Origin of the sequence: Pseudomonas sp. MPFS (assembly GCF_022537035.1) — a bacterium.
Classification (GTDB): domain Bacteria; phylum Pseudomonadota; class Gammaproteobacteria; order Pseudomonadales; family Pseudomonadaceae; genus Aquipseudomonas; species Aquipseudomonas sessilinigenes.
The window spans coordinates 5,176,545-5,200,717 of record NZ_CP066123.1 but is presented as its reverse complement, the minus strand read 5'-3'; the positions used below and the strand labels follow the sequence as shown (position 1 = coordinate 5,200,717).

At 59.8% G+C, this 24,173-nt stretch carries 21 protein-coding genes; 14 read left to right on the top strand and 7 right to left on the bottom strand.

Annotation, left to right across the window (positions count from 1 at the left end):
* Positions 1 to 350: 350 nt before the first annotated feature.
* Both I9018_RS23735 and I9018_RS23730 read right to left on the bottom strand, forming a co-directional pair.
* Positions 351 to 1,421, bottom strand: coding sequence for a diguanylate cyclase (locus I9018_RS23735; protein ID WP_241107640.1), 1,071 nt, complete (start codon positions 1,419 to 1,421; stop codon positions 351 to 353).
* Between the two features lie 172 nt (positions 1,422 to 1,593).
* Entirely contained in the window at positions 1,594 to 2,202 is a 609-nt protein-coding gene (locus I9018_RS23730; protein WP_241107639.1) for a TetR/AcrR family transcriptional regulator, read from the bottom strand.
* A 202-nt stretch (positions 2,203 to 2,404) separates the two neighbouring features.
* Here I9018_RS23730 and I9018_RS23725 point away from each other — a divergent pair, with 202 nt between their 5' ends.
* Positions 2,405 to 3,463, top strand: a complete 1,059-nt coding sequence (locus I9018_RS23725; RefSeq protein ID WP_068579445.1) for an MBL fold metallo-hydrolase — start codon at positions 2,405 to 2,407, stop codon at positions 3,461 to 3,463.
* Between the two features lie 56 nt (positions 3,464 to 3,519).
* Here the strand turns inward: I9018_RS23725 and I9018_RS23720 are convergent, their stop codons facing one another.
* Positions 3,520 to 3,837, bottom strand: coding sequence for a transcriptional regulator (locus tag I9018_RS23720; protein WP_068579442.1), 318 nt, complete (start codon positions 3,835 to 3,837; stop codon positions 3,520 to 3,522).
* Positions 3,838 to 3,946: 109 nt separating this feature from the next.
* A complete protein-coding gene (locus I9018_RS23715; protein ID WP_068579439.1) occupies positions 3,947 to 4,729 on the bottom strand; it encodes a helix-turn-helix transcriptional regulator in 783 nt (260 codons plus the stop codon).
* Between the two features lie 114 nt (positions 4,730 to 4,843).
* Between I9018_RS23715 and I9018_RS23710 the strand changes: the two genes are divergently transcribed.
* The gene (locus I9018_RS23710) at positions 4,844 to 5,659 is read left to right on the top strand and encodes a sulfite exporter TauE/SafE family protein (protein WP_241107638.1); all 816 of its coding nucleotides are present in this window, start codon (positions 4,844 to 4,846) and stop codon (positions 5,657 to 5,659) included.
* 119 nt (positions 5,660 to 5,778) lie between these two features.
* Positions 5,779 to 6,936 carry a hypothetical protein gene (locus tag I9018_RS23705; RefSeq protein ID WP_241107637.1) on the top strand — a complete coding sequence of 386 codons (1,158 nt, stop codon included), beginning with the start codon at positions 5,779 to 5,781 and terminating at the stop codon, positions 6,934 to 6,936.
* Between the two features lie 11 nt (positions 6,937 to 6,947).
* Here the strand turns inward: I9018_RS23705 and I9018_RS23700 are convergent, their stop codons facing one another.
* The 3 genes from I9018_RS23700 to I9018_RS23690 form a co-directional block, all read right to left on the bottom strand.
* Positions 6,948 to 7,928: a hypothetical protein gene (locus I9018_RS23700; protein ID WP_241107636.1), complete on the bottom strand. Its 981-nt coding sequence runs from the start codon at positions 7,926 to 7,928 to the stop codon at positions 6,948 to 6,950.
* 234 nt (positions 7,929 to 8,162) lie between these two features.
* Positions 8,163 to 9,413, bottom strand: coding sequence for a ribonucleotide-diphosphate reductase subunit beta (locus tag I9018_RS23695; protein WP_068579426.1), 1,251 nt, complete (start codon positions 9,411 to 9,413; stop codon positions 8,163 to 8,165).
* A gap of 731 nt (positions 9,414 to 10,144) precedes the next feature.
* Positions 10,145 to 10,408 carry a DUF2790 domain-containing protein gene (locus tag I9018_RS23690; RefSeq protein ID WP_083235997.1) on the bottom strand — a complete coding sequence of 88 codons (264 nt, stop codon included), beginning with the start codon at positions 10,406 to 10,408 and terminating at the stop codon, positions 10,145 to 10,147.
* 410 nt (positions 10,409 to 10,818) lie between these two features.
* Here I9018_RS23690 and acs point away from each other — a divergent pair, with 410 nt between their 5' ends.
* From acs to astD, 11 genes are all read left to right on the top strand, one after another.
* Positions 10,819 to 12,774 carry an acetate--CoA ligase gene (gene acs, locus I9018_RS23685; RefSeq protein WP_068579418.1) on the top strand — a complete coding sequence of 652 codons (1,956 nt, stop codon included), beginning with the start codon at positions 10,819 to 10,821 and terminating at the stop codon, positions 12,772 to 12,774.
* A gap of 649 nt (positions 12,775 to 13,423) precedes the next feature.
* Entirely contained in the window at positions 13,424 to 14,200 is a 777-nt protein-coding gene (locus I9018_RS23680; RefSeq protein ID WP_068579415.1) for an ABC transporter substrate-binding protein, read from the top strand.
* A 91-nt stretch (positions 14,201 to 14,291) separates the two neighbouring features.
* Positions 14,292 to 14,981, top strand: coding sequence for an ABC transporter permease (locus I9018_RS23675; protein ID WP_068579412.1), 690 nt, complete (start codon positions 14,292 to 14,294; stop codon positions 14,979 to 14,981).
* Positions 14,978 to 15,676 (top strand): ABC transporter permease, encoded by a 699-nt coding sequence (locus tag I9018_RS23670; protein ID WP_241107635.1) that lies wholly within the window; start codon positions 14,978 to 14,980, stop codon positions 15,674 to 15,676. The genes I9018_RS23675 and I9018_RS23670 overlap by 4 nt, the downstream gene beginning before the upstream one ends.
* Position 15,677: 1 nt before the next feature.
* A complete protein-coding gene (locus I9018_RS23665; RefSeq protein ID WP_241107634.1) occupies positions 15,678 to 16,790 on the top strand; it encodes a succinylglutamate desuccinylase/aspartoacylase family protein in 1,113 nt (370 codons plus the stop codon).
* A 23-nt stretch (positions 16,791 to 16,813) separates the two neighbouring features.
* On the top strand, positions 16,814 to 17,578 hold the full coding sequence (locus I9018_RS23660; RefSeq protein ID WP_068579404.1) for an ATP-binding cassette domain-containing protein: 765 nt from the start codon (positions 16,814 to 16,816) through the stop codon (positions 17,576 to 17,578).
* A 112-nt stretch (positions 17,579 to 17,690) separates the two neighbouring features.
* Positions 17,691 to 18,671, top strand: a complete 981-nt coding sequence (gene argR / locus I9018_RS23655) for a transcriptional regulator ArgR (RefSeq protein WP_124347006.1) — start codon at positions 17,691 to 17,693, stop codon at positions 18,669 to 18,671.
* 383 nt (positions 18,672 to 19,054) lie between these two features.
* Positions 19,055 to 20,275, top strand: a complete 1,221-nt coding sequence (locus I9018_RS23650; protein ID WP_152898624.1) for an aspartate aminotransferase family protein — start codon at positions 19,055 to 19,057, stop codon at positions 20,273 to 20,275.
* 133 nt (positions 20,276 to 20,408) lie between these two features.
* Complete coding sequence (gene aruF, locus I9018_RS23645; RefSeq protein ID WP_068579395.1) at positions 20,409 to 21,428, top strand: arginine/ornithine succinyltransferase subunit alpha; 1,020 nt, start codon at positions 20,409 to 20,411, stop codon at positions 21,426 to 21,428.
* 85 nt (positions 21,429 to 21,513) lie between these two features.
* Positions 21,514 to 22,539: an arginine N-succinyltransferase gene (astA, locus tag I9018_RS23640; RefSeq protein ID WP_068579392.1), complete on the top strand. Its 1,026-nt coding sequence runs from the start codon at positions 21,514 to 21,516 to the stop codon at positions 22,537 to 22,539.
* Complete coding sequence (gene astD, locus I9018_RS23635; protein ID WP_164487356.1) at positions 22,536 to 24,005, top strand: succinylglutamate-semialdehyde dehydrogenase; 1,470 nt, start codon at positions 22,536 to 22,538, stop codon at positions 24,003 to 24,005. Before astA ends, astD begins: the two co-directional genes overlap by 4 nt.
* The last annotated feature ends 168 nt before the right edge of the window (positions 24,006 to 24,173 follow it).

Here is a 24,173-nt window from a genome sequence, read left to right as displayed (position 1 = left end):
TTGGCTGGTGCTCTGTGGGAGAAACGTTGCGTCGATCCCTATGGAGTGCGCCTGCAGGCCGAATGCTCCCTGACATCCGGCACTATCTGCTCAATGCCAGCGTTCCATGGCTGGCAGAAAAACTCGCAGCGATGAAGCAGACGGTGCTTAGGGCGGGCACCGTGGCTGCATCAGCGGCTGGGTGCCGGCTGCGAGTCGATTTAGTTGGGGTTTGGGCTACTGCAGTGCTGTACAGGAACGGCAGGCACTGTGGCAAAGTGGCGGCATTATGATGGCAGTTGTCCCTAAAAATCCAAATAAACTTATACAAAAATATTCTTACTTCCTTTTTGTATAATTTTTCTAGCCTCTTATGCCATTTGTGCTTGCACGAGATGTTCCATGTCGTCGTTGCTGGCGATGCGGTTGCGCCCACAGTGTTTGGCCTGGTACAGGGCCTGGTCGGCGGCATGGAGCCAGCTCGAAGGATCAAGGTAGGCCGGCCTGAAGGCGGCGAGGCCGATGCTCAGGCTGACTTGCAATTCCGCTACCTGTGGATGTCGATACTGGTTGAACACCCGGCGCAGGCGTTCCATGACCTCCAGGGCCTGTTGATGGCTCATGCGTGGCAGGATCACACAGAACTCGTCGCCGCCGTAACGGCCGGCCAGATCGTCATGGCGCAGGTTGCGTCGCAGCTCATTACTCAGGTGGCGCAATACCGAATCTCCCACGATATGGCCGTAGGTGTCGTTAATGGCCTTGAAGTGGTCGATATCGATGAGGGCGATGCTGGCTTCGATCTGGCGCTGCTGGCACTTATGGAACTTGATGTGCAGCAGGTCTTTCCAGGAGCCGTGGTTGAGCAGGCCGGTGAGGCTGTCGGTGCGACTCAGGGCGCTCAGGGCCCGCTTGTGTTCGTGCAGCTTGATCGCCAGGCGATAGCAGACCATACCCACCGCTAGCGGATAGAGGGTCAGCATGGGTAGGCAGGCGTAGATTTGCAGTGCGCTGATCTGGGTGTTGAAACTGGCTCCAAGCAGGGCCCAGGACAGCAGTATTCCGCCGCACTGGACCAGACCGCCACGGATAAACAGTCGCAGGCCGCCTGCCGCCACGTTATTCATGGCCATCATCGACAAGATGGTGACTGTCGGTAGTGGATTGAACTGCATGGTCGCTGCCCAGAATCCGCCGAGCAGCGAGTCGTAGAGCATGTTGCGTCGCTCTGCCTGGTAGGGAAAGGCTGAGCGCGTGGAGAGTTGGCAAGCCAGATGCGGCCAAAGCAGGCCGTGGAACAGCAGCAGGGCCCATACCCAAGCGGGGAGTGGTAGGGGATAGATTGTGGCGCAGACACTGATGCCGCCGATTCCGAGGCCGATGATCCTTGGCCAGTAGATGCGTCGGGCGAATGAAAGGCCCTTGCCGCGTTGGTTTTCCATGATTGCTGCACCAGTTCTTGTAGTGAAACGCGTTGTTACGTTTCTGCGGCTTTTCCGTTTATCGGATCACTCTGATGAATATTGTCATTTATTCCAGTAGGAATAATCAGTGTCCTTCGAAGCCATTTCATCGTGTCCAAGAGCTGGAGAGCCGTGCGGGGTACGTTTGGTTTCAGGCCTGGTAGTGGTTGAGGAACATGTCCAGGGCCGATTCGATGACCCGGGTTTGCATATCCGCAGTCAGGGGCGGTTGGCCCAGGCTGATCTGGGGCCAGAAGGCGAAGCTCTTGATAAGGCCGTGCATCTGCTGGGCGGCGATCTCCACATCCAGCGACTTGAGTTGGCCATCGGCCAGGGCGGCGCGAATCCATGCGGTCAGGCCTTCTTCCCGTTCACCCAGGCGCGCCACCATGTCCTGCGCTCGTTGCGGTGAATGGATAGCGGCGGCTATGGCCACCCGGGCGAGGTCCAGAAAATTCTCATCGGCTAGCAATCGCAGCTTGGCCCGCAAAAGTTGTTCCAGCTGTTCGCGCAAGGGGATGTTGCTACGGTAGGTAATTTCCGCCTGTGCGCTGATACTGGCCCAGAGCTTGTGCAGGATCTCGGCGAACAGCTCCTCCTTGCTCGGAAAGTGGTTGTATACCGTGCGTTTGGAGACCCCTGCCGTGGCGGCGATCTTGTCCATGCTGGTGAGGTCGAAACCATTGGCACGGAACTCGTTGATCGCTGCCTGGATGATGGCTTTGCGCTTGAGGTCGGTGAGGCGCTTCGGAGCTGTCATAAATTGGGTTCAGTCAGGGTGGGCGGTGAAAGCACTCGGCAGTCTACTTCGTCTTAATCTTGTTGCAATGCAGAAACTACACTGTGTAGTGTAGCTCGTCTTCGGAGCAACGATGGCCGGCTGATGTTTGCTGGCCTGGGCCGATGAATCGTTTCGCAGAGCAACCTCGGAACCTAGTCACGTTCCATGGAGTCGTTGAGTGATGGCCACTGTCTCGTCCAGCGTCACCCCTGTTTCCCGTCAGGAAACTTCTCGCCAGGAGCAGGGGGCCTTTCGTAACCATGCCCCTGTGCGTCGCGCCGGCTTTGGCAAGACGCTGCAGATATTCTGGAACATGTTGTTCCACAAACCCCGCAATACTCGCCCGGCTGGGTCCATTCCGGTCCACTCCCTGACCCGCGAGCAACTGCTGAAAGCGCCTGATCACAGCGTTTATCGCCTTGGGCATTCCACGGTGTTGCTGAAAATGCGCGGAAAATTCTGGATTACCGATCCGGTGTTCGCCGAGCGTGCTTCGCCCTTTCAGTGGGCTGGTCCCAAGCGCTTTCATCAACCGCCCATCAGCCTGGAGGCGTTGCCTGAAATCGAGGCGGTAATCCTGTCCCATGACCATTACGACCATTTGGATCATCAGGCAGTACTGGCTCTGGCAAGCAAGACCCGGCATTTCCTTGCCCCGTTGGGAGTGGGTGACACCTTGATCAAATGGGGGGTGCCTGCCGCCAAGGTGCGGCAGTTGGACTGGTGGCAGGGGTGTGAAATCGATGGCATCTGCTTTATCGCTACGCCATCTCAGCACTTTTCCGGGCGTGGCCTGTTCGATGGCAACCACACTTTGTGGGCATCGTGGGTCATGATCGATGGATTGACGAGAATCTTCTTCAGTGGCGACACCGGCTACTTCGATGGCTTCAAGCGTATCGGCCAGCAGTATGGACCCTTCGATCTGACTCTGATGGAAACGGGGGCCTATAACGTTGAATGGCCCCATGTGCACATGCAACCAGAGCAAACCCTACAGGCCCATATCGACCTGCGAGGCCGTTGGTTGCTACCGATCCACAATGGCACCTTCGACCTGGCCATGCATGCCTGGCATGAGCCGTTCGACCGTATCCTGTCCTTGGCCTGGGAGCGCAGCGTCAATATCACCACCCCGCAGATGGGACAGGCGTTCAGCCTGACGCAACCCGATAGAGGCACAGCGTGGTGGCTGGAGGTGGATGGGACGCTGGAACAGCAGGAAGGGGCATCCGCCTGATTCGATACGTCTGGTACACCCGGCGCCCCTCTTGGTAAGACTGGCCAGGACAGGGATTACTCGATCATGGCGTAGTCTGGACGTTCCATGGGGTTGGGGGTTGCACCCTTGATGTTCATGCCACGGCCGGGGGTAAAACCTGGGAAAAATACCAGGCCCTGGCCTTCGAGGCAGAACGCCAGAGCCAGGCGCGTCACATCACGGACTTCGTAGCCGGCTTCGAAACGCTGGATAGCTTGTATCGAAACCGTGGATTCACGAGATAGACGCTCCATGTCCCAGTCCAGCATGTCACGTGCCTGGGCACAGTGTTGTGGGGTGAACTGATAGAGCGCGATACGTTCCAGGGTGATTTTCATCGCTAAAGACGCCATGGCTTTCTCCGGAAGGTCGATTCGTTGGAATTACTGTATATATATACAGTAATTGGATTTCCAGATCAAACTCGACTGTGGATGCTCTATGGCCCTTGGTCGTGGGGCCTTACCTGGCGTTTGGCTCCAGCTGATTCAGGTAGGTGGTCGGAGACTGTCCAAGTACCCGACGGAACATGGTGGAGAATGCGCCAGGGCTGTCGTAGCCGAAATCCAGGGCGATTCGTGTCACGCTCTCTGCCGCTGCCAGGCGTGCAAGGGCCTGGACCACACAGGCCTGCTGTCGCCATTGGGTGAAGCTCATTCCTGTCTGCTGGCGGAATCCTCGATTGAATGTACGCAGGCTGACATGCAACTGGTCTGCCCAATGCTGTGGGGATTGATGGATGTCGGGGTGTGCGAGAAAGGCCTGGCATAGTTGCAGCAGGGGGCGAGCAGCCGGAAGCGGGATGTGCAGGGGCAGTGGAGGGCACCGTTGCAGTTCGAGCAATAACAGTTCGATCAGCAGCCCATCGCGCCCTTGCCGATCGTATTCAAGCGGGATCTCCACCGCCTCCAGCAGCAATTGACGCAACAGCGGCGAGACCCGGATCACCTGGCAGCCGCTGTTGCCCAGCGGAGCCGCATCAGGCTCGATGTACAGGCTGCGGGTGCTGACCCCGAGCATCAGCACTTCGTGCTCCACTTCGGGTGGTATCCATACCGCTCGCTGGGGAGGCACTACCCAGTTCCCCTGGTCGGTACCCACTTGCATGACGCCGGTGGCTCCATATAGCAGCTGCGCCCGCCGATGGCGGTGGCGTGGCAGACGTTGGCCATCGGCGTAATCGGTGCCAATGGCCAGCACCGGGCGTGGTGTCTGGTCCAGTTGGTCGACAGGAATATTGCGCATTCCGAGACGTTCCATAGTTGGCGTAAACGCCAACATTATTGGCCGACTTGCTAAAGTCGGCCAAGCGCCTGCGTTCTATCGTCTGGGTATTCCTTGGCTGATGGATGCTGCTCGATGTTCTATCTACTGCTGGCACTTTTTGGTTGCATGACAGGCATCAGTGCCGTGTTGTTCGGTTTCGGTGGGGGCTTCGTGGTGGTGCCACTGTTGTACTGGATGTTGCTGGCGAGCCAGGGCAGCGCTTCCGCGGCGGGGCAGGCGGCCATGCATATTGCCGTGGCCACCTCCACTTGCGTGATGATAGTCAATGCATTGGTTGCCAGCCGCCGACACCAGCGCGCTGGCAATCTCATCCGGCATTACCTGTGGCCACTGGGCGGGTACATTGGCCTGGGGGCGGTGTTTGGTGCGGCAGCGGCCATGTGGGTCAGTGGCGAGGTGATCCGCTACGCATTCATCGCTTATTTGGCAATCACCATTGCCGATTGCCTGCTGCGGCGTGGCTTTCTCGACCAGGCAGGTGGGCGGGAGGCGCGTCGGCTGGGGGGCGGAGAAACCATGTTTGGTGGTATCGGCATAGGCGTTATCGCCACCTTTCTCGGGGTGGGTGGCAGTGTGATGACGGTGCCGCTGCTACGTCGTTGCGGCCTTACCATGACCCAGGCCACTTCCATGGCCAACCCCTTGAGTGTGCCAGTGGCGTTGGCGGGTACAGCCACCTACATGCTGCTGGCGGGGTCCAGTCGCTTCGACCTGGGGCCCTGGTTCGTCGGGTATGTCGACTTGCTGGCGTTTTCGGTGCTGACACTGGGGTCACTGCTGGGTATTCGCCTGGCTACACCTTGGATTGGCCGCATCCCGGACCAGGTGCATGCGCGGGTGTATATCGGATTACTGTTGCTGGTGCTGCTGAGCATGTGCCTGAAGTGACAGGCGCGTCACGCTCGATGGCTCGATTGTGTTCTGAGGGCAGTCCATAATTGCCGTCAACTACTCTGGCCGGGATTTCCTTTGGGAAGTGTTCCGGCGTCCAATACAAGGAAGTTTCCATGTTCAATGGACTGATGCGTTGGCTGTTTGGTGTCCTGTTGGTTTCGCTTCTGGGGGCGACTGCCCAGGCCTCCTCATCCAGGCAGATTCTTGTCGGCACCTTGGGCAAGATGCCAATCGTGATGGAAATCAGCACCAGTGATCCGCACAAGGTCACGGGGCGTTATTTCTACCAGAAGTACCACCATGACCTGCCCCTGGCGGGCTCGCTCGAAGAGCAGTCGCTGCAGTTGAGTGAAGGTCGGGAGAGTTATGCCGAGGATGCATCACCCCAGGCAGCTTTCCAGTTACAGCGAACTGCCGAAGGCTGGCAGGGCCAGTGGCAAGGGGCCAATGGCAAGACCCTGGAGGTCCGGCTGGCACCGGCCAGTGCGCAGGAACCCAAGCCGGGCACATTGCCGTACCTGGTGAAGTTGTACCGGGAGGACCTGTATGAGTACCTGCGCCTGCAAGGCCTGACGCTCAAGCAGGGCAAGCAGCAGGACTTCATGGGCTACACGCTGCAATGGTGGAGCGAACCCTCATCGAACCTCTCGATGTTCAAGGTGATAGCCGGCTATCCGCAAGACCGGCAAGAGCAGCTCAACCAGTTGCTGATGGAGCGTTTGTGGCGTGAGGTGGGGGGCTACCACGAGTGCATGCTGGAGGCTGGCAAGGGGGGCGAGTTCATACAGAGCGTCAAGCCGCGGTTCTTCTCCTCGGCCGTGCTCAGTGTCAGCATCGCTACCAGTTACACCTGTGGCGGTGCCCATCCGGACTTTGGCGATTCCCCCTTGAACATCGACGTGAACACTGGCCGCGACCTGTCCCTGACTGATGTGTTGTGGGTTGGAAAAGGGCAGCCTTTGAAGCAATCCGAGCATAGCGCCCTGTATGAGTACAACACGCAGCAGCTGGCACCCTGGCTGGTCGAACAGTTCACGGCCCTGCATCCTCGTGAAATGCGCGAGCCAGCCAGCGAGGACGAAGGCTGTAACTACAGTGACACCGGCGTCTGGGGCGATAACAGTTGGTACTTCACGCCCAGGGGCCTGTTCATCAGCGCTCACTTCCCCCGGGTAGAGCGGGATTGTGACGGGCCGCAGTGGGCCGTGTTGCCGTACTCGGTAGTCAGGAAACACCCTGGCGCGGTGGCGGTGGAGTTGCCCAAACGCTGAAAGCCGCGGGGTTACTTCGCCTCCACGCCCGCAGCCTCGCGGATTATGAAGTGATCCAGGTTCTCTATATCGGCGCTGAAAACCCCGAAGCTCGCTTCGGGGTTTTTCTTGCTCGGCACTTGCTTGAAGGCCGGGGTCACACCATAGAAGAAACAGTACAACTCGCGCTGGTTATCGATGGCGAGCTTGATCTCTTCGAGGAAGGCCTTGTGCTTGCGATAGTTGTCGATCAGTTTCTTGCTCAGGTAAACGTTGACTGAATATGGCTTCTTCCTGGCTTCGCCTTCTGCCTTGAACCAGACCTTCTGCTCGAAGTCGATGCGAAAGCTTTGGGTGTAGTCCTTGATCTGCTTGATCTTGCCCCAGTAGATCAGTCCCTTGTTGTCCTGCAGGTACTCGATCTTCTTGAAGAACGAGGCATAAGAGGCGGTGTGTTCGCCGATCTTCAGCGGCATGCGCTTGAGCAGGTCCTTGTCGTCGATATTCGATACGAAACACTCCACGGGATGAGCAAAGATGCTGGTTGTGTCTGGAGTGTCTCGCCGCTCGGGATGGGGGTGAAAAGCCTGGATTGGAGCGATTGGTCGGTTTTCGTCGGGGGTGTTTGTCGAGGTTGTCGATGGCGTTGGTTTACGCACGTATTCGCGGCGAGTCAGCAGTAGTTCCGAAGGAAAATGCTCCTCACGATCGTTCTCCGCCTGTAGACCGTCTATGTTGCCGCCGGTTTTGCTGGCGCCGTAGGGGCAGCCCTCCATGTGCCGGGTCGTGGTCAGGTTCTTGAAGTGCGGTGTGCGAATGTAATTGACGTTCTTGGCATTGAAGGTACCCAGTTCATTACTGGCTTCGAACATCATGCGACATATGTCGTTGGGGCACTGGAAGTGCTCCTTGGCGGAGTCGAAGTCCACGGTCTCATCGAAATTCAGGTCCCGTACGTCATAGATCGACAACTTGTCGTCGAGGCTGATGCAATAGGCGACATCGAATTTCATGGGGCTTGGGTCCTTGAGCGAGGGAGAGGATTTTATAGCGGCAAGGCTCGCAGACTGCATCCATTGTTTGTTCTTTGCCAGTTGTCTCCTGTGTAGCTGTCATGGCAGGAGCCGTCGTAGCTACCGGGATGTATCGGGTGTTCGAGCCCAATAAAAAGCCCTGACCAGGTCAGGGCTTTTTCATTCATTCGCCGGCCCTATATCCGGGCCAGGGGTTCAGGCTCGCTGCCCGAATCAGTCCCAGCTCAGTGCACCACCGGTCTGGTATTCGATTACACGGGTCTCGAAGAAATTCTTCTCTTTCTTCAAGTCCATGATTTCGCTCATCCATGGGAATGGGTTGGTGGTGCCTGGGTATTCTTCCTTCAGGCCGATCTGCGACAGGCGGCGGTTGGCGATGAACTTGAGGTAGTCCTCCATCATCGCGGCGTTCATGCCCAATACACCACGTGGCATGGTATCGCGAGCGTATTCGATCTCCAGCTGGGTGCCCTGGAGGATCATCTGGGTGGCCTCTTCCTTCATTTCGGCATCCCACAGGTGCGGGTTTTCGATCTTGATCTGGTTGATCACGTCGATACCGAAGTTCAGGTGCATGGATTCGTCACGCAAGATGTACTGGAACTGCTCGGCAACGCCGGTCATCTTGTTGCGGCGCCCCATGGACAGGATCTGGGTGAAGCCGCAATAGAAGAAGATACCTTCCAGTACGCAGTAGTAGGCGATCAGGTTGCGCAGCAGTTCCTTGTCGGTCTCGACGGTACCGGTGTTGAATTCCGGGTCGGAGATCGCACGGGTATAACGCAGGCCCCAGGCGGCTTTTTTCGCTACCGATGGGATCTCGTGGTACATGTTGAAGATCTCGCCTTCATCCATGCCCAGGGATTCGATGCAGTACTGGTAGGCGTGAGTGTGGATCGCTTCCTCGAAGGCCTGGCGCAGGATGTACTGGCGGCATTCCGGGTTGGTGATCAGGCGATATACAGCCAGGGCCAGGTTGTTGGCGACCAGGGAGTCGGCAGTGGAGAAGAAGCCCAGGTTGCGCATGACGATGCGACGCTCGTCGTCGGTCAGGCCTTCGACGCTCTTCCACAGGGCGATATCCGCGGTCATGTTGACCTCTTGCGGCATCCAGTGGTTGGCGCAGCCGTCCAGGTATTTCTGCCAGGCCCAGTCGTACTTGAATGGCACCAGTTGGTTGAGGTCGGCACGGCAGTTGATCATGCGCTTTTCATCAACGGCGATGCGAGCGGAAGAGCCTTCCAGCTCGGCCAGGCCTTCAGCGATGTCCAGTTCATCCAGGGCTGCCTTGGCACGGATCACGGCAGCCGAGTCGGCGCTAGTCACGGCACGAGCTTCGAGAGCTGCGGCACCACCAGCGCTGTCGAGACGGTCCATGGTGGCTTCAGAAGCCTGGCCACCGGCATTACTGCCCTTGACCGTGGTTTCGCTTTCTTCTTTGTCGAATTCGTCCCAGCTCAGCATGACGTGTCGTCTCCTGCTTGAGGGCCAGATGCCCGTGTGAAAATGAATAAAGTTGGCTTTTCACACGGCGCTACCGGCCGCGTTAAATCATAAGAAATCGTTTGTTGCAGCAGTGACGCAGGCAATAAACAGAAATTCGTCTGCGGGTGCCTCGAGGCTGCTGGCCGGTGGAGCTGGGTGTTTCAGCTCCGGCGTGCGATGCAGCAGGTCGTTTTCCATCCGGTAAGGGAATGTTGCAGTCCCGTTTTGAGGACGCATTATAAGGATTTTTTCAGGGGCGTGGGGTGACGGATGGGCGCAGGCGGGCCCAAGAAAGGCGATGAAGAAGGGCAGAGCACGGGTTTACAAGGCTTTGCTCGTTGAAGTTTTTTTTTGTGGTCGATGAGAAAAGGCTTTCTTTGATCAATAAATGATCAAATTTACTAGATGTTGTGTTTTTGAAAGCCTTTTCAAGGTTTTTGACACAACTCAATATCTTCGCTCGTACGCTTCGAGAAGCTCCCTGGAAGGAGGCCAAGCGCCATCAGTCAGGAGCGTGGTGGAGCTCTCCAGGTGGAGGGCGCCAATGGCTTGCGTTCTGATTTGAATCTTTGGGGTAATGCATGCGATGGCCGTGGTCGCATGCCGTGGGGTGATGCTCGGTACTCCCTCGGGTAGGGGCTGGCATCTATGCCGCAAGACGGATTTCTTGCGGCCGGCAGTCATCAAGGTGTGTGCAATGAACTCGGCGATTAGCCGTTAGAGCAACCGTTGCCCATAACTCGGTATTGAAGAATATGCCGCTGGCCTTTGGAATCTTCATATTCCATGCGAGCTGGTACAACTTCACATACTTCTGGAACTTCGCTCATGGAAATAACTTTGGCGATGTCCAAGTCAGTGGAGTAACTATATTCCTCTACCGGTACTTGCTGGTTGGCGACATCAGTCGGGATCTCACCAGCCATCGCGGTAGCGCACAGACTGCTGAGGGCCAGAACTAATAAAGCTTTCATTTGCGTTTTACCTATCTAAGGTCGTGTGGGGTCGCGCAGCCCTTTTGAGGCTGCGTGTGGAACTTGAGTAGAAGTTTGATTAACTGCCTTCGTGGGGGCTGTAACTTGGTTAATCAGTTGCCTGTTTGGCGAGGTTGATTTTAGGCGTGGGGGCGCCCCTCATATAGGCGTACTTTTGATAAACACCTTTGACAGTTTTTGTAACAATCGCTGAAAAAGCCCTCTATCAAGGCCTTCTCAAACATTTTTGCAGAGGGTGAATTTGGCTGCAGGCCCTGTTCTTGAGGGGTTCTGGTAGATGTCGAGGTATTTCGCAGGGGGTTGTTACTACCATCGTCGAATGGTTCTATAGGCCTCCCCCGGCTACAACGGGGTCATACAAAAACAACTATGTCACCGAGGTAAGAAAGATGAGTGCGGCTTCTGTGTATCCCGTTCGTCCCGAGGTTTTGGCCAATACGCTGACTGACGAGGCGACCTACAAGGCCATGTACCAGCAGTCGGTCGTGAACCCGGATGGGTTCTGGCGTGAACAGGGCAAGCGCCTCGACTGGATCAAGCCTTTTACCACGGTGAAGCAGACTTCCTTCGACGATCATCATGTCGATATCAAATGGTTTGCCGACGGCACCTTGAACGTCTCCTACAACTGTCTGGATCGCCACCTGGCCGAGCGTGGCGATCAAGTAGCAATCATTTGGGAGGGCGACGATCCTTCCGAAAGCCGCAACATTACCTACCGCGAACTGCATGAGGCTGTCTGCAAGTTCGCCAACGCCCTGCGTGGCCAGGACGTGCACCGTGGCGATGTGGTGACTATCTACATGCCAATGATTCCCGAGGCGGTGGTGGCCATGCTGGCCTGTGCGCGCATCGGGGCCATCCATTCGGTGGTGTTCGGTGGCTTCTCGCCAGAGGCCTTGGCTGGCCGCATCATCGACTGCCGTTCGAAAGTGGTGATCACTGCCGACGAAGGCATTCGTGCCGGGAAGAAGATCCCGCTCAAGGCCAACGTCGACGATGCCCTGACCAACCCGGAAACCAGCAGCATCCAAAAGGTCATCGTGTGCAAGCGCACCGGTGGCGACATCAAATGGAACCAGCATCGCGACATCTGGTACGAAGACCTGATGAAGGTCGCAGGCAGTGTCTGCGCGCCGAAGGAAATGGGTGCCGAAGAGGCCCTGTTCATCCTCTATACCTCCGGATCCACCGGCAAGCCCAAGGGTGTGCAGCACACCACCGGTGGTTACCTGTTGTATGCATCGCTGACCCATGAGCGAGTGTTCGACTACCGTCCGGGCGAGATCTACTGGTGCACCGCCGACGTGGGCTGGGTGACTGGCCACACCTATATCGTCTACGGTCCCCTGGCCAATGGCGCTACAACCTTGCTCTTCGAAGGCGTGCCGAACTATCCGGACGTGACCCGTGTGGCGAAGATCGTCGACAAGCACAAGGTCAATATCCTGTACACCGCACCAACTGCGATCCGCGCCATGATGGCCTCGGGCACCGCGGCCTGCGAAGGTGCCGATGGCAGCAGCCTGCGCTTGTTGGGATCGGTGGGCGAGCCGATCAACCCGGAAGCCTGGGACTGGTACTACAAGAACGTCGGCCAGTCTCGCTGCCCGATCGTCGATACCTGGTGGCAGACCGAGACCGGTGCCACCCTGATGAGCCCACTGCCTGGCGCCCATGCTCTGAAGCCGGGCTCCGCTGCACGGCCGTTCTTCGGCGTGGTGCCGGCCCTGGTAGACAACCTGGGTAACATCATCGAGGGGGCTGCCGAGGGTAACTTGGTGATTCTCGACTCGTGGCCAGGTCAGGCGCGGACTCTGTACCGCGACCACGATCGCTTCGTCGATACTTACTTCAAGACCTTCCGTGGCATGTACTTCACCGGTGACGGTGCTCGTCGCGACGAGGATGGTTACTGGTGGATCACAGGGCGCGTGGATGACGTACTCAATGTCTCCGGGCACCGCATGGGCACCGCCGAGATCGAGAGCGCCATGGTTGCTCACCCGAAAGTCGCCGAGGCAGCGGTCGTGGGAGTGCCGCACGACATCAAGGGGCAGGGTATTTATGTCTATGTCACCCTCAACGGTGGTGAGGAGCCGAGCGAAGCCCTGCGTATGGAGTTGAAGAACTGGGTGCGCAAGGAGATCGGTCCGATCGCTTCGCCAGATGTCATCCAGTGGGCTCCAGGCCTGCCGAAGACTCGTTCCGGGAAGATCATGCGGCGGATCCTGCGCAAGATCGCTACTGCGGAGTACGACGGTCTGGGCGATATCTCCACCCTGGCTGATCCCGGTGTCGTGCAGCACTTGATCGATACCCACAAGACCATGAACGTCGCCTAAGACGAGCCTTGCGTCATCCAGCCCCGCCCGGTCTTGCCGGGCGGGGCTTTTTCATGGCTGCGCGCAGGGTTTGTCGTTGTGCCTGGCCCGGGCCGGAAGGGGTGGGCTATTGCAGGGCTTTGGGAGTGCCTTTCTTGAGCGGCTGATTGCGCTGGATGGGGCTGCCGAAGGCTTGAATAAATATCGGCTGCCCATCAGTCGTATCTGAATGTTACCGGCGCTACCGAGGGTGTAACCTCACGCCCGATTTCGGGGCGATGGGAAACGCCAGGCCCTGTTTTAAGGCGTTCTATATCCCTTTAAAAAATAAGGCATCACGCTGCGCTTGCCGGAATAGAAGGCTTTGCCAATAATAGGCCCGCAATTTGCAACGTAGATTGGTTCACTGTCTTTTGCTCTTGCATAAACCTGAAGAGCTGTCAATATGCCGCTCCGGTATTCTCGATGCTTCTGTAATTTGTTGTCGCATTGAGGAAATATCGGCTTCCGGCCTGTCGTTAGAATGCCGGTCACTCGCTCGTCGTTGCCTGTGTGTGAATCCTTTTTCGGGCCTCCCAGGACGCAGCACCGCTATTGAGGTTCCACCCATTCGCATATTGGGCTGTCGCTCACTCTGCCGTTTTTGCCCTTTACCGATGGAGTCCTAAGAATGAAGAAACTCGTGCTTCTTGGCGCCCTGGCACTGTCCGTGTTTTCGCTGTCGAGCATTGCCGACGAAAAGCCCCTGAAAATTGGTATTGAGGCGGCTTACCCTCCATTTGCCTCCAAGGCTCCGGATGGCAGCATCGTCGGTTTCGATTACGACATCGGCAATGCCCTGTGCGAGCAGATGAAGGTCAAGTGCGTCTGGGTCGAACAAGAATTCGATGGCCTGATCCCTGCGCTGAAAGTGCGCAAGATCGACGCGATCCTCTCGTCCATGTCGATCACCGATGATCGCAAGAAGTCCGTGGACTTCACCAATAAGTACTACAACACGCCTGCACGCCTGGTCATGAAGGCCGGTACCCAGGTCAGCGACGGCATGTCCGAGCTCAAGGGCAAGAACATCGGCGTGCAGCGCGGTTCGATCCATGAGCGTTTCGCTCGTGAAGTCCTGGCTCCCCTGGGCGCACAGATCAAGCCTTACGGCTCGCAGAACGAAATCTACCTGGATGTAGCGGCCGGTCGCCTCGACGGCACCGTGGCGGACGCTACCCTGTTGAACGACGGCTTCTTGAAGACTGACTCCGGCAAGGGCTTTGCCTTCGTTGGCCCAGCCTTCACCGACGTCAAGTACTTCGGTGACGGCGTAGGGATCGCCGTACGCAAGGGTGACAAGGCTGACCTGGACAAGATCAATGCCGCCATTGCAGCCATTCGCGAGAACGGCAAGTACAAGGAAATCCAGGACAAATACTTCGACTTCGACATCTACGGCAAATAAGCCGTCGAATTCGTCAGTCCGAGATGGCGCAAGCAGCAGAATCTCTGAGGTTTGCGCCATTTTTTCATCCCAACTTTCGAGGACCTGAATCATGTTGAAAGGCTACGGGGCTGTCATCCTCGATGGCGCTTGGCTGACGCTTCAGCTCGCCTTGTCGTCCATGGCCCTGGCCATTGTTCTGGGTCTGATCGGGGTCGCCCTGCGACTCTCGCCGGTACGCTGGCTGGCCTGGCTGGGCGACCTGTATTCCACGGTGATCCGTGGCATTCCCGACCTGGTACTGATCCTGCTGATCTTCTACGGCGGCCAGGATCTGCTCAATCGCGTGGCTCCGCTGCTGGGTTTCGACGAGTACATCGACCTCAATCCGCTGGCCGCCGGTATTGGCACGCTTGGTTTCATCTTCGGGGCCTACCTGTCGGAGACCTTCCGTGGTGCCTTCATGGCGATTCCCAAGGGGCAGGCAGAAGCAGGCATGGCCTATGGCATGAGCAGTCCCCAGGTATTCTTCCGGGTGATGGTGCCGCAGATGATCCGCCTGGCGATTCCCGGCTTCACCAACAACTGGCTGGTGCTGACCAAGGCTACCGCGCTGATTTCCGTGGTGGGCCTGCAGGACATGATGTTCAAGGCCAAGCAGGCGGCAGATGCCACTCGCGAGCCTTTCACCTTCTTCCTTGCAGTGGCAGCCATGTACCTGGTGATCACCAGTGTCTCGTTGCTGGCATTGCGTCACCTTGAGAAGCGCTACTCGGTAGGCGTAAAGGCGGCTGATCTATGATCTTCGACTACAACGTCATCTATGATGCCTTGCCGCTGTACTTCAGCGGCCTGCTGACCACCCTGAAGTTGCTGGCGCTGTCGCTGTTCTTCGGCTTGCTGGTGGCTCTGCCTCTGGGCTTGATGCGTGTATCCAAGCAGCCGTTGGTGAACATGACCGCCTGGCTCTACACCTATGTGATCCGCGGCACCCCGATGCTGGTGCAGTTGTTCCTGATCTATTACGGCCTGGCCCAGTTCGAGGTCGTGCGTGAGAGCTTCCTTTGGCCCTGGCTGTCCAGCGCGACCTTCTGTGCCTGCCTGGCTTTCGCCATCAACACCAGTGCCTATACCGCGGAAATCATCGCTGGCAGCCTCAAGGCCACGCCCCATGGCGAGATCGAGGCGGCCAAGGCCGTGGGCATGTCGCGCTACAAGATGTATCGCCGCATCCTCCTGCCGTCGGCCCTGCGCCGGGCGCTGCCGCAGTACAGCAACGAGGTGATCATGATGCTGCAGACCACCAGCCTGGCTTCCATTGTCACCCTGATCGATATCACCGGTGCGGCACGTACGGTCAATGCGCAGTACTACCTGCCATTCGAGGCCTATATCACCGCCGGTGTGTTCTACCTGTGCCTGACCTTTATCCTGGTGCGCCTGTTCAAGCTGGCCGAAGGCCGCTGGCTGCGCTACCTGGCGCCGCGGAAGCACTGATATGGAACGTATCGACCACCCATTGCCTTGGAGCCACCTGGGCAGCGAGCGCAGCATCTCGGTGTTCCGTTTCGGCAGTGGCGATCGCAAGGCCTATATCCAGGCCAGCTTGCACGCAGACGAACTGCCTGGCATGCGAACCGCCTGGGAGCTGAAGAAGCGCCTGGCCGAGCTGGAAGCCCAGGGGGCCCTCAAGGGCGTCATCGAACTGGTGCCGGTGGCCAATCCCCTGGGGCTTGGGCAGTTGCTGCAAGGCAATCACCAGGGGCGCTTCGAGGCCGGTAGCGGCAAGAATTTCAATCGCGACTTCGTCGAGCTCAGCGTGCCTGTGGCCCAGCGCCTGCAAGGACGCCTGGGTGACGATGCCCACGCCAACGTGCAACTGATCCGCCAGGCCATGGCTGATGTGCTGGCCGAATTGCCGCCGGCTGCCAGCCAGTTGCAGGGCATGCAGCGGGTGTTGCTGGCGCATGCCTGCACCGCCGACGTGGTCCTGGATCTGCATTGCGATGCCGAGGCGGCGCTGCACATGTATGCCTTGCCGCAGCATTGGCCGCAATGGCGTTCCTTGGCGGCTCACCTGGATGTACGGGTCGGCCTGTTGGCCGAGGATTCCGGTGGCAGTTCGTTCGACGAAGCCTGCTCGCTGCCCTGGCTGCGCCTGTCGCGGCAGTTCCCCGAAGCACAGATTCCCCTGGCGTGCCTGGCGACTACGCTTGAACTGGGTGGCCAGGCCGATACTGGGCGTCCCCAGGCCGAGGCGCATGCTGAGGGTATCCTGGCGTTCCTCGCCGAGCAGGGGCTGATTGCCGGGCAATGGCCGGCACCAGCGCGTGAAGCCTGCGAGGGCATGCCCTTCGAGGGCACTGAATTACTGTATGCGCCGCATCCTGGCGTGGTGAGTTTCCTGCGTCCGGCTGGTAGCTGGGTGGAAGTGGGCGAGCCGATTTTCGAAGTGATTGATCCTCTATCCGATCGGGTCAGCACGGTATGTGCTGGCACCAGCGGCGTGCTATTCGCCGTTGAGCGGCTGCGTTATGCCCAACCCGGTTTCTGGCTGGCCAAGGTGGCGGGGCGCGAAGCGCTGCGTCACGGGCGCTTGCTCAACGACTGACTGTTTTTGTGAGAACCGACCGCATGTACAAACTTGAAGTCCAAGACCTGCATAAGCGCTATGGCAGTCATGAAGTGCTCAAGGGTGTGTCCCTGAAGGCCGCGGCTGGCGATGTGATCAGCATCATCGGCTCCAGTGGCTCGGGCAAGAGTACCTTTTTGCGCTGCATCAACCTGCTGGAGCAACCCCACGCCGGGAAGATCCTGCTGAACAATGAAGAGCTGAAGCTGGTGGCCAACAAGGACGGCGCCCTCAAGGCCGCCGACCCCAAGCAGTTGCAGCGCATGCGCTCGCGCCTGTCGATGGTGTTCCAGCACTTCAACCTGTGGTCGCACATGACCGCCATCGAGAACATCATGGAAGCCCCGGTGCATGTATTGGGCGTATCCAAGGCCGAGGCTCGCGAGAAGGCCGAGCATTACCTGGCCAAGGTCGGTGTGGCGCATCGCAAGGATGCCTACCCGGGGCACATGTCCGGTGGCGAGCAGCAGCGCGTAGCGATCGCCCGTGCCCTGGCCATGGAGCCTGAGGTCATGCTGTTCGACGAGCCAACCTCGGCCCTGGACCCGGAGCTGGTGGGTGACGTGCTGAAGGTCATGCAGTCCCTGGCCCAGGAAGGCCGGACCATGGTGGTGGTGACCCACGAGATGGGTTTTGCCCGCGAGGTCTCCAATCAACTGGTGTTCCTGCACAAGGGGCTGGTGGAGGAAAGCGGCAATCCACGGGAAGTGCTGGTGAATCCGCAATCAGAACGTTTGCAACAATTCCTCTCCGGCAGTCTCAAGTAATAGCTGCCGTAATGCACCAAATTAGGTCATGCTGAGCGCCCTGCGCCAGATGGTCTAACTTGGTGCAGCCGCCCTTGGTTTCCTACCCTGTTTTCGTTTCGGATTGCCCGCCATGACTGCCCATCGAATTGGTTTCCTGATTTGGCCCAGCACTAAAGCCTTGACGCTGGCGCTGGCCGAGGAGGCTTTGCGCGTCGCCCAGCGGGTTCATCCGGACGTGATCTATGAGCTGGCCTTTCTCCAGGCCGAGGCTCCTGCGCAAGGTACCTGGCAACTGCCGGGCGAGCCTTGGGCGGGCAAGCTTGAAGGGTGCCAGAAACTGTTCCTGCTGGCGGACGAGCCGCCGGCGCCCATGAGCCCGGCACTGGGTACCGCGCTCAAGCAATTGGTGCGCTCCGGTTGTGTGGTGGGCGGATTGTCCGCAGGCGTTTATCCGCTGGCCCAATTGGGCCTGCTCGATGGTTATCGGGCAGCGGTGCACTGGCGCTGGCAGGATGATTTTGCCGAGCGTTTTCCCAAGGTTATCGCCACCAGTCACTTGTTCGATTGGGATCGTGATCGGTTGACCGCCTGTGGCGGCATGTCGGTGTTGGACTTGCTGCTGGCGGTGCTGGCGCGTGACCACGGCGCCGAGCTGGCTGGGGCAGTATCCGAAGAACTGGTGGTCGAACGCATTCGCGAAGGTGGCGAGCGCCAGCGCATTCCGCTGCAGAACCGCCTGGGCTCCAGCCATCCGAAGCTGACTCAGGCGGTATTGCTGATGGAGGCCAATATCGAGGAGCCGCTGACCACTGACGAGATCGCCCAGCACGTCTGCGTATCTCGTCGCCAGCTGGAGCGGATCTTCAAACAGTACCTGAACCGTGTGCCGAGCCAGTACTACCTGGAGCTGCGGCTGAACAAGGCACGGCAGATGCTGATGCAGACCAGCAAGTCGATCATCCAGATCGGCCTGTCCTGCGGCTTCTCCTCCGGACCGCACTTCTCCAGCGCCTACCGCAATTTCTTTGGCGCCACCCCGCGCGAAGACCGTAACCAGCGGCGTAGCAGCAGCCCCTTCGAACTCTCCTCCGTACCCGCCGAGCGCGGCTGATCCGCTCCCTTCCAGCTCGGTGCCTGGTGTAGCCGCTGCTGAAGGTCGTGCATGGCTTGTGCGGGTCGCCAGGGGTATCTGAGCGCTACTGGCGCTTGGCGTTGTCAGCCTTGCGAACGTTGTGCGCCCGGCGGCTAAAAAGAGGCGTGAGCGGCGTTACCGGCCAAGCGGATAATTAGCCCGGCAAACCTGCCGTTCAGGCGCCACGCAGTTTAAACTGCGCCTTTGCGACGCTATTTGTCGCATTGCCATAAACCCGCGAAAAACCGGGGTTGGCGCTATAAGAAGTTGTCGCTTGGCGACAAGGCCGGGCACAAAACTGTCCTTACAATCCCTCCATCGCTCGCCAGTTCCAGGCGGGTGTTCCTCTTCAGGAGACTCCGATGTCCGTTGAGCAAGCTCCGGTGCAACGCGCCGATTTCGACCAGGTGATGGTTCCCAACTACGCACCTGCGGCTTTCATTCCTGTGCGCGGCGCGGGGTCTCGAGTCTGGGACCAGGCGGGACGGGAGCTGATCGACTTCGCCGGCGGCATCGCGGTCAACGTGCTGGGCCATGCCCATCCGGCCCTGGTGGGCGCCCTGACCGAGCAGGCGAACAAGCTGTGGCATGTCTCCAACGTATTCACCAATGAGCCGGCCTTGCGCCTGGCCCACAAGCTGATCGACGCCACCTTCGCCGAGCGTGCATTCTTCTGTAACTCCGGTGCGGAGGCCAACGAGGCCGCTTTCAAGCTGGCCCGTCGCGTGGCCCATGATCGCTTCGGTGCCGAGAAGTACGAAATCATCGCAGCGCTCAACAGCTTCCACGGTCGCACCCTGTTCACCGTCAACGTTGGTGGCCAGTCCAAGTATTCCGATGGCTTCGGTCCGAAGATCACCGGCATCACCCATGTGCCATACAACGACCTGGCCGCGCTGAAAGCCGCGATCTCCGACAAGACCTGCGCCGTGGTGCTGGAGCCGATCCAGGGCGAGGGCGGCGTGTTGCCGGCCGAGCTGGCCTACCTGCAAGGTGCCCGTGAGCTGTGCGACCAGCACAACGCGCTGCTGGTGTTCGACGAAGTGCAGACCGGCATGGGCCGCTGCGGCGAGCTGTTCGCCTACCAGCATTACGGCGTCACCCCGGACATCCTCACCAGCGCCAAGAGCCTGGGTGGCGGCTTCCCGATCGCAGCAATGCTGACCACCGAAGAGCTGGCCAAGCACCTGGTAGTCGGTACCCACGGCACTACCTACGGCGGCAACCCGCTGGCCTGTGCAGTGGCTGGGGCGGTGATGGACGTGATCAACACCCCCGAAGTGCTCAATGGCGTCAAGGCCAAGCACGATCGCTTCAAGACTCGTCTGTCGCAGATCGGCGCCAAGTACGGCCTGTTCACGGAAATCCGTGGCCTGGGCCTGCTGCTCGGTTGCGTACTTAGCGATGCCTGGAAGGGCAAGGCCAAGGACGTGTTCAACGCGGCCGAGAAAGAAGGCTTGATGATTCTGCAAGCCGGTCCGGACGTGGTGCGTTTCGCCCCGAGCCTGGTGGTCGAGGATGCCGATATCGACCAGGGCCTGGATCGCTTCGAGCGCGCCGTGGCGAAACTGACCCAAGCCTGATCCAGGCGGTGGTATTTCTCGGCGCCGGTGTTTTTTCCTGGCGTCGAGCACTAATTCCTGTGCCGGGCTATCCCGGCATTTTTTTCCCTGAGTCGGACGGTTTCCGACCTGTTTTAGAGTAAGGAGTGACACCATGCTGGTGATGCGCCCCGCGCAAATGGCCGATCTGGGCGAGGTACAGCGTCTGGCTGCAGACAGCCCGATTGGTGTCACCTCCTTGCCGGACGATGTGGAGCGCCTGCGCGACAAGATCGCCGCGAGCGAGGCTTCGTTCGCCGCGGAAGTGAGCTTCAACGGTGAAGAGAGCTATTTCTTCGTCCTCGAGGACAGCGAAAGCGGAAAGCTGGTGGGTTGCTCGGCCATCGTCGCCTCGGCGGGCTACTCCGAGCCGTTCTACAGCTTTCGCAACGAAACCTTCGTCCATGCGTCCCGCGAGCTGAAGATCCACAACAAGATCCATGTCCTGTCCCAGTGCCATGACCTGACCGGCAACAGCCTGCTGACCAGTTTCTATGTGGTCCGCGACCTGGTGGGCACGCCCTGGGCCGAGCTCAACTCCCGTGGCCGCCTGCTGTTCGTGGCCAACCACCCGGAACGCTTCGCCGATTCGGTGGTGACCGAGATCGTTGGCTACAGCGACGAAAATGGCGACTCGCCGTTCTGGGATGCCATCGGACGCAATTTCTTCGATCTCAACTATGCCGAGGCCGAGCGCCTGTGCGGCCTCAAGAGCCGGACTTTCCTGGCCGAGCTGATGCCGCATTATCCGATCTACGTGCCGCTGCTGCCGGACGCCGCCCAGGAAGCCATGGGCCAGGTGCATCCGCGGGCGCAGATCACCTTCGACATCCTGATGCGCGAAGGTTTCGAGACCGATCACTACATCGATATTTTCGACGGCGGCCCGACCCTGCATGCGCGGGTTTCCGGGATCCGTTCGATTGCCCAGAGCCGCGTGGTGCCGGTCAGGATCGGCGAAGCGCTCAAGGGCGGCGGTCGCCAGTACCTGGTTTCCAACGGCCAGTTGCAGGACTACCGCGCGGTGCTGCTGGAGCTGGACTACGCGCCGGGCAAGCCAGTGACCCTGGATCTGCAAGCAGCCGAGGCCCTGGGCGTCGGTGAAGGTGCCAGCGTGCGCCTGGTGGCGGTTTAACGGCGGCTTCCACGACCTGGAAAGCCTGTCTGCAAAGCAGCGAGTTTCGCGGGCGCCGGCAAAGGCGTCCGTCTGAGGAGATAGCATGATCGTTCGTCCCGTACGCAGCAGCGATTTACCCGCGCTGATCGACCTGGCCCGCAGCACCGGCACCGGCCTCACCACCTTGCCGGCCAACGAAGAGCGCCTGACCCATCGGGTCGGCTGGGCGGAGAAGACCTTTCGCGGTGAAGCCGAGCGCGGCGATGCGGACTACCTGTTCGTGCTGGAGGACGACAACGGCCGGGTGGTGGGGATTTCCGCCATCGCCGGTGCGGTCGGCCTGCGTGAGCCCTGGTACAACTTCCGGGTGGGCCTGACCGTCAGCGCTTCCCAGGAACTGAACATCTACCGCGAGATCCCGACGCTGTTCCTTGCCAACGACCTGACCGGCAACTCCGAGCTGTGTTCGCTGTTCCTGCATGCCGACTACCGTAACGGCCTCAACGGCCGCATGTTGGCCAAGGCGCGCATGCTGTTCATCGCCGAGTTCCCGCAACTGTTCGGCAACAAGATCATCGCCGAGATGCGCGGCATGTCCGATGAGCAGGGGCGCTCGCCCTTCTGGGAAAGCCTGGGGCGGCATTTCTTCAAGATGGAATTCAGCCAGGCGGACTACCTCACTGGCGTTGGCAACAAGGCTTTCATCGCCGAGTTGATGCCCAAGTTCCCGCTCTACACCTGCTTTCTTTCCGAGGACGCGCGCAACGTCATCGCCAAGGTCCACACCGACACCGAGCCGGCCCTGGCCATGCTCAAGAGCGAGGGCTTCAGCTATCAGGGTTATGTCGACATCTTCGACGCCGGCCCGGCGGTGGAGTGCGAGACCAGCAAGATCCGCGCGGTGCGCGACAGCCAGGCGCTGGTGTTGGCCATCGGCACCCCGGGCGACGACGCCACGCCATTCCTGATCCACAACCGCAAGCGTGAGGAGTGCCGTATCACCGCGGCGCCGGCGCGCTTCGCCTCGGGCACCCTGGTGGTCGATCCGCTGACCGCCAAGCGCCTGCAACTCAACGCCGGCGACCAGGTCCGCGCGGTTCCGCTGTCTGCTTCTCGGGAGTCGAAATAATGAGCACGTTGTACATCGCCGGCCAATGGCTGGCCGGCCAGGGTGAAGCCTTCACCTCCGTCAATCCGGTGACCCAGGAGGTCATCTGGTCCGGCAACGGCGCAACGCCCGCCCAGGTGGATAGCGCGGTGCATGCTGCGCGCCAGGCATTCCCAGCCTGGGCCAAGCGTTCCCTGGAGGAGCGCATCGGCGTGCTCGAAGCCTTCGCTGCCGGCCTCAAGGCCCGTGCCGACGAACTGGCCCGCTGCATTGGCGAGGAAACCGGCAAGCCGTTGTGGGAGGCGACCACGGAAGTGACCAGCATGGTCAACAAGATCGCCATCTCGGTGCAAAGCTACCGTGAGCGCACCGGCGAGAAGAGCGGTCCGCTGGGCGACGCCACCGCCGTGCTGCGACACAAGCCCCATGGCGTGGTGGCGGTGTTCGGCCCCTACAACTTCCCCGGCCACCTGCCCAATGGTCACATAGTGCCGGCGCTGCTGGCGGGTAACAGTGTGCTGTTCAAGCCCAGCGAGCTGACGCCCAAGGTCGCCGAGCTGACGGTCCGGTGCTGGATCGAGGCCGGCCTGCCGGCGGGCGTGCTCAACCTGTTGCAGGGCGCCCGGGAAACCGGGATCGCCTTGGCCGCCAACCCAGGGATCGATGGCCTGTTCTTCACGGGCTCCAGCCGTACCGGCAACCACCTGCACCAGCAGTTCGCCGGGCGTCCGGACAAGATCCTGGCCCTGGAGATGGGGGGTAACAACCCGTTGGTGGTGGACCAGGTCGCGGACCTGGATGCCGCGGTGTACACCATCATCCAGTCCGCCTTCATCTCGGCCGGCCAGCGCTGTACCTGTGCCCGCCGCCTGCTGGTGCCGGCAGGCGCCTGGGGCGACTCGTTGCTGGCGCGCCTGGTGGCGGTCAGCTCGACCATCGAGGTGGGTGCCTTCGACCAGCAACCAGCGCCGTTCATGGGCTCGGTAATCTCCCTGGGCGCCGCCCAGGCACTGCTGGATGCCCAGCGCCAGTTGTTGGCCAACGGCGCCGTGGCCCTGCTGGAAATGACCCAGCCCCAGGCCCAGGCCGCACTGCTGACTCCGGGGATCCTGGATGTCACGGCGGTGGCCGAGCGACCTGACGAGGAGCTGTTCGGGCCGTTGCTGCAAGTGATCCGCTACGCTGATTTCGATGGCGCCATCGCCGAGGCCAACAATACCCAGTACGGCCTGGCGGCCGGCCTGCTGTCGGATTCCGAAGAGCGCTACCAGCAGTTCTGGTTGCAGAGCCGGGCCGGGATCGTCAACTGGAACAAGCAGTTGACCGGTGCTGCCAGCAGCGCGCCATTCGGTGGCGTGGGGGCCTCGGGCAACCATCGGGCCAGCGCCTATTACGCCGCGGATTACTGCGCGTACCCGGTAGCCTCCCTGGAGACTCCGAGCCTGGTCTTGCCCGGAGCGCTGACCCCGGGCGTGCGCCTGGATTGATGAGAAGCCGTGGAGTGCCCCTGGCGCTCCACGGCAGCGGCTGCAAACAGCGGTGGGGCGTCGATGAAGCCGCTGCCGCAGGCTGCGAACGTCTCCTGAAACGGGCGTCGTTGGCCTCAAAGACCTGTACTGATATCGATGCCTATAACAAGCAGATTCGTGGAGCCT